We start from the raw sequence: 1,266 nt of genomic DNA, 5'->3' as shown, positions 1-1,266 counted from the left end.
GGCCCGAGTGCCGCCAGTGCGACAGTGGCCAGTCGGGTACGAGCCGCAGCGCCACGTCCCGGCCCAGGAACGCCCGCGCCCCGTCCACCGAGCCCAGCACATCGGCGTACAGCGTCGGCTCAGGACCGGCCGAGACACCGCGTACGAACACCTCGTAGACGACCCGCTGGTTGTCCGGAGTCGCCTGGCCCCGGCACATCGCCTTGCAGGGGTGGTCGCCGACGGGCTCGAAACGCCAGCCGTCCCGGTTCACGGTGAAGCCCATGGCCGTCAGGTAGAACGCCATCGCCTGAAGACCGCCCTGGAGCATCAACGTGCCCGGCATACAGGGGTCGTTCTTGAAGTGGCCCTCGAAGAACCAGTCGTCCGGCGACAGCGCGGTCTCGGCCCGCAGATAGCCGCGCCCCCACGGTCCCCCGGCCGGGTCGAACGCGGTCACCTCGTCGATCAGCCGCAGCCTGCCGTCGTCGAGCCGGGGCGAGCGTACGTGGGCCGCCGTCGCCTCCCAGCCGGGGCCGAAGCAGTCCGCGGGCCGCCCCTGGGTCAGGGACCGCACCCGGTCCGCGTCGAAGCGGGTCCGTCCGCAGCGCACGGCGGGCGGGTCGAGCGGCAGGCCGTCGCCGGGCGGGCGCTCGGTGGGATCCCACCGCACACCGCCGCTGCCGGCCAGCTCCCCGGGCGTGAAGAACCCGGCCTGGCCCTCGCGGATGCTGAGCCGCAGTTCGCCGTCCACGTAACAGTCGTAGTGGAAGAAGGCCAGCCGGACGTCCTCGTGCTCCGCGTGGCCGTCGATGTAGATCTCGTAGCGCAGGACGTCGCCCGCCTCCGGCGGTCTCCCGTGGTACGTCACCTCGCAGCCCAGCAGCCGGTAGGCGCGCTCCCCCCGGTTGATGAGGTCCACGCCCAGCCAGCTGAGCAGCAGCAGATCCGCCTGCCCCGCCTCGATCAGCAGCCCGGCCGGCATACGCCCCGTGGCGTCCAGGTACCAGCTGTCGGCCCGTACGTCGGTCTCCGTCCAGATCCTGCCGTCGGTGCGCACCGGTCCTGGCGCGACGAGCGCGGCCGGTACGGCGTCGACCCCGGTGACCCGGTCCGCGAACAGCATCGGCGGGCCGGGCATCCGGGTCTGCACCGGGTACGCGTCCTGCTCCGCGAACCGAGGGCCGAACAGCGTGGAGATCTTCCCGGAGGCGAGGTACTCCAACTGCGCGCGGTCGAACTTCGGCCCCGGTCTGGGGAGTTGGGCGGGCGCCGCTTCCGGCGCGG

Annotated in this window: 1 pseudogene; it reads right to left on the bottom strand. The window is 72.8% G+C overall.

Annotated elements, in window-relative coordinates:
• Positions 1–1,266 (bottom strand): annotated as a pseudogene (locus BHU15_RS36415) (type I polyketide synthase); the annotation flags it as partial.

Source organism: Streptomyces niveus (assembly GCF_001723055.1).
In the GTDB taxonomy this organism is placed as follows: Bacteria; Actinomycetota; Actinomycetes; order Streptomycetales; family Streptomycetaceae; genus Streptomyces; species Streptomyces niveus.
The sequence above is the reverse complement of the archived record's forward strand: the minus strand, read 5'-3'. Positions and strand labels throughout refer to the sequence as shown.